The organism is Protofrankia sp. Cr1 (assembly GCF_963555865.1).
In the GTDB taxonomy this organism is placed as follows: Bacteria; Actinomycetota; Actinomycetes; order Frankiales; family Frankiaceae; genus Protofrankia.
Map to the genome: position 1 here is coordinate 3,198 of NZ_CAUVXO010000090.1, position 4,037 is coordinate 7,234.

General features: G+C 68.2%; 4 protein-coding genes. 2 read left to right on the forward strand and 2 right to left on the reverse strand.

Annotated elements, in window-relative coordinates:
* Positions 1 to 9 precede the first annotated feature (9 nt).
* A complete protein-coding gene (locus tag U9980_RS10165; protein WP_322767692.1) occupies positions 10 to 1,083 on the reverse strand; it encodes a TIR domain-containing protein in 1,074 nt (357 codons plus the stop codon).
* Between the two features lie 282 nt (positions 1,084 to 1,365).
* Here U9980_RS10165 and U9980_RS10170 point away from each other — a divergent pair, with 282 nt between their 5' ends.
* Both U9980_RS10170 and U9980_RS10175 read left to right on the forward strand, forming a co-directional pair.
* Complete coding sequence (locus U9980_RS10170) at positions 1,366 to 1,860, forward strand: MOSC domain-containing protein (protein ID WP_322767693.1); 495 nt, start codon at positions 1,366 to 1,368, stop codon at positions 1,858 to 1,860.
* A gap of 138 nt (positions 1,861 to 1,998) precedes the next feature.
* Entirely contained in the window at positions 1,999 to 3,189 is a 1,191-nt protein-coding gene (locus U9980_RS10175) for a serine hydrolase domain-containing protein (protein WP_322767694.1), read from the forward strand.
* Positions 3,190 to 3,207: 18 nt separating this feature from the next.
* On the opposite strand, the gene U9980_RS10180 is transcribed toward U9980_RS10175, so the two are convergent.
* Positions 3,208 to 3,993, reverse strand: coding sequence for an SDR family NAD(P)-dependent oxidoreductase (locus U9980_RS10180; protein WP_322767695.1), 786 nt, complete (start codon positions 3,991 to 3,993; stop codon positions 3,208 to 3,210).
* Positions 3,994 to 4,037 lie beyond the last annotated feature (44 nt).

A 4,037-nucleotide genomic window follows, 5' to 3' on the forward strand; every position in this document is an offset into this window, starting at 1 on the left:
CGACGTTGGCTAGGTGTTGCCGGTGATCTCGTTGTCCTCGAACACCCCCGCACCATTCTCGGAGACGACCACTCCAGAACCGGACGTGTGGTGGATACGGCAGCCGCGGACGCGAGGATCAGCACCGCCGTGGACGGCCACCCCGATACCACTCCCGCTGATATCGCACCCATCCAGAACGAGGCGACCCGCACCGACGTCGACCACCGCCTGCTCTCGTGGCCGCCCGGTCGCCCGCAACGTCAACCCCCGCACCGAACCGTTCGACGCGCTAAACACCACCACACTTCCCTCACCCGCCACAATCGTGATCTCCTCAGCCGGCCCGTCCCCCACCACTTCCACCGGCTTATCCAGCACAATCGGCCCCTCATACAGAGCGGGACGCACCAGAATCCGATCACCAGGCTGCGCGGCGTGGACCGCCTCGATCACCGACGTAAAATCCCCCCGATACAACGCATCGACCACATGCACCCGAGTCGGACGACCAGCCACCGCATCGGCCAGAACACCACCGCCAGCCGTTCCGGCAAACCCCGGCCCGATCACCGGCGAACCCGACTCGAGCGCATCCCGAATCCTGATCGCCAAGTCGGCCATCGTCCGCCGGCACACCGGATCCGTCAGGTTCTCAAACCGCAGTTCCCGCCAGTCGGCGTACTGCCGGGCGGCCAGCGCGGCCAGCAGCGCGTCGCCCGCGGCCCGACCCGGCACGTCCAGCGCCGGCACATCGATCCAATACACCGGTAAGATCAAATCGTTGCGGCCGAGCCGCCGTTCCCGGTCGACGAACCAGGCCAACTCCCGCCGGCACTGCGCACTGGCCAGAAAAGCCGGCGTCACGATCGGCACGAAAAACGTGACCGCATCCAGAGAACTGTCGATCCGGTCCTTCCACGCCTGCCCCCACCCAATGTCAGCCCGGTCCTGGAAGATCTGTAACTCGCGGAGTCCGGTCTGCGCCCGCAGCTCACCCTCCAGCCGCTGACGGAACCTCGTAATCAGACCACCGTCATGCTCGTCATCCGCATGCGCATAACTCAAAAAAGCCGCCGGGTCACCATCCGACCGACCTACCACCCGCGCACCCCCGATAGCCCTCCATCCGACAACCCATTTTGCACCCTGTATACCCGAGCAGACCCGGGGCTCCGCCCCAGACCCCGGCCCTACTCCGGAGGGGAGGGGCGCAGGTCCGCTGCCTGCCGGAAGATCCATTACGGCGAAACGGTGAGATCAACGAGGAACGGCACGCCCGTGACCTGCGAGACCCACGAAGTGGGGCGATATCCGACCAAGAGGCGATCGTGGCCGACTTCCGAGGTATCTCGGCTACACCCGCGGACTATAGTGTGACTGGTCATGGCGGACGCTGACGCGACGGGGACGGTCCGGGGACGCCTGGTCGGCATCTACGTGACGCCGCAACGGGGCGCCGCAATGCAGTCACCCGGCACCGTGTTCGCGGTGGAGGGGAAAGGGCTGGACGGCGACCGGTACGCGGCTGGCACCGGAACCTTCTCCGGACGCGCCGGTCCAGGACGGCAGGTCACGCTGATCGAACGCGAGGCGGTCGCCGCCGCCGTCGCAGACACCGGCGTCCAGTTGGCCGAACATGAGACCCGGCGAAACCTGGTCACCGCAGGCGTCACACTGCTCGATCTTGTCGGTAGGACCTTCCGTATCGGCGACGTCGTCCTGTGCGGCGTCCGATCGTGCCTGCCATGCGGCTACCTCGACCAACGCACCCGCCCGGGTGTGCGCAACGCCCTCGAGCACCGAGGCGGCCTGCGCGCCGACATCGTGCGCGGCGGCACGCTCACCGTCGGCGACGAGATCGTCATTCTGCCGGGCTGAACACAGCTCCGTTGGCCGACACAGTCCGCTGACCGATCGCCGGAACGCGGACACGAGTATTCGGCCTCACCATAAAAACATAAGCTAAGCGCTCTAGGTCAGATGATTGACAGCGAACTCCTGGAAGGCCGGTAGCCCATGTGTGCTGACCGAAGGGAGCGTGGGACAACCGTTAGCGGGTCCAGCTCGCCGGTCGCTCTGCTCGCCGACCCGGTGGATGTCGGTCTTGACCCCCGCCGGCTCGCCCTGTTGACCGAACGCGTCCGGATAGAGGTCGAAGGCGGGCCGTTACCGTCGGCGCAGATCGCACTGGCTCGGGCCGGTCGCCTGGTGCTGTTCGAGACCTACGGGGACGCGACGCCGCAGACCCGCTATGTCCTGCAGTCTGCGAGCCGCCCGATCGTCGCCTCGATCGTCTGGAAGCTGATGGGGGAAGGACTTCTCGCCGCGGGTGAGAGGGTCGCGGACATCATTCCCGAGTTCGGGACCAACGGCAAAGACGTCGTGACGGTGGAACAGGTGCTGACCCACACCGCTGGGTTCCCCCTTGCGCCACTGGGATGGCCCCAGATGCTCGACCGCGGTCAACGGCTCGCCGCCATGTCGAAGTGGCGGCTGACGTTCGAGCCCGGCAGCCGGTTGGAGTTCCACCTGACGTCGGCGGCGTGGGTGATCGCGGAGATCGTCGAACGGCGCACCGGCTCCACCCTGGCGCAGTACCTACGGGAAGAGATCGCCGAGCCGCTGGGGCTGTCGCTGGAGCTCGGGGTACCCCAGGAGCGCCACGCCGACGACGTCGCCCCCTTCGTCAGCATCGATCCGCCGGACACCGGCGCGACCGTCGACCCGTGGGGTCCCTGGTACCTGTCGAAGCCCGAGATTCTGGCCGCCGGCGAGCCGAGTCACTCGCTGGTCGGGACGGCACGCGACGTCGCGCTGCACTACCAGTCCCTGGTCCATTCCGGACGGTGGACGCCGACGGCCGTCACCGACGGGATCCGCCCTCGGTTGACGATGCACCCGCAGGGCTACAGCGCCCAGCCGAACCCGGTGACGATGGGCCTGTTCGTGGTCGTCGCCGGCACGCTGCCCGGCGCCTACCTACCGGCCACCGGTTCCGCCCAGACATTCGGGCATGGCGGTGCGCCCTGCCAGGTGTCGTTCATGGACCCGGTCAGCCAGGTCTCCTTTGCCTTCCTGACGAACGGCTACCCGCTCTCCGGATACGACGAGTCGCCCCGCGGGGTGGCCCGCCGGACGAACATCGCCAATCTGGCCGCCGACGTCCTCGCGGACGCGTCCGCGGACGCCGTCGCGGACCGACCGTGACGGCGGCGGCCAGAGTGATCACGGTGCGGGCCGCAGGACATCGGGAACCTTGAACGCCGTCCAGCCCCGGTCGCAGGTGAGCACCGCACCGGTGAGGCTGCGGGAGGCGTCGCCAGCGAGGAAGACGACGATGTCTGCGATCTCCTCGGCGGTCTGGAGCCCGGTGGCGTGGCCGGCGGCGAAGGCCGTCCGGACCTTGTCGTTGCGCAGCAGAGGTGCGTTGATCGGCGTGTCGACGTAACCGGGGCTGATCGCGTTGACCCGGATGTTGCGCGCGCCGCAGCCGACCGCCATGGACCGGGTCAGCGTGGCAACCCCGCCCTTGGACGCGGCGTAGCCGTCGAGGAGTCCGTTGGGCAGGTGGGCCATGGACGAGGCGGTGTTGATGATCGAACCTCCACCGGATGCCTGCATGGGGCCGATCGCGTAGTGGCAGCAGTAGAACGTGCCGGACAGGTTGACGCGGATGACCCGGTCCCACACCTCGGGCTCGATGTCGGCGACGAACCCGTCCTGCCTCCCGAGCGCGATTCCGGCGCTGTTGTAGAGGATGTGCAGCGCCCCGTAGGCGTCGACGGCCCGGCGCACCAGGACCGCGCAGTCGTCCGCCACGCCGACATCAGCCCGGATCGAGCAACTCTGGCCGCCGGCCGCGACGATCAGATCCGCGGTGTGCGCGGCGGACGCCGGGTCGATGTCGGCGGCCACGACCCGCGCGCCCGCGGCGGCGAGGGCGACGGCCGCGGCCCGCCCGAGCCCCGACCCGGCCCCGGTGACGATCGCGACCCGGTCATCGAGATGCATGTCCGTCCTCCCGTTCACGTGTCCTACCGTTCACATGTCGTACT

What these genes read in the sequence shown, in the direction of transcription:
- U9980_RS10170 (WP_322767693.1), top strand. Translation starts at nt 1,366, where the DNA reads ATGGCGGACGCTGACGCGACGGGGACGGTCCGGGGACGCCTGGTCGGC.
- U9980_RS10175 (WP_322767694.1), top strand. Translation starts at nt 1,999, where the DNA reads ATGTGTGCTGACCGAAGGGAGCGTGGGACAACCGTTAGCGGGTCCAGC.
- U9980_RS10180 (WP_322767695.1), bottom strand. Translation starts at nt 3,993, where the DNA reads ATGCATCTCGATGACCGGGTCGCGATCGTCACCGGGGCCGGGTCGGGG.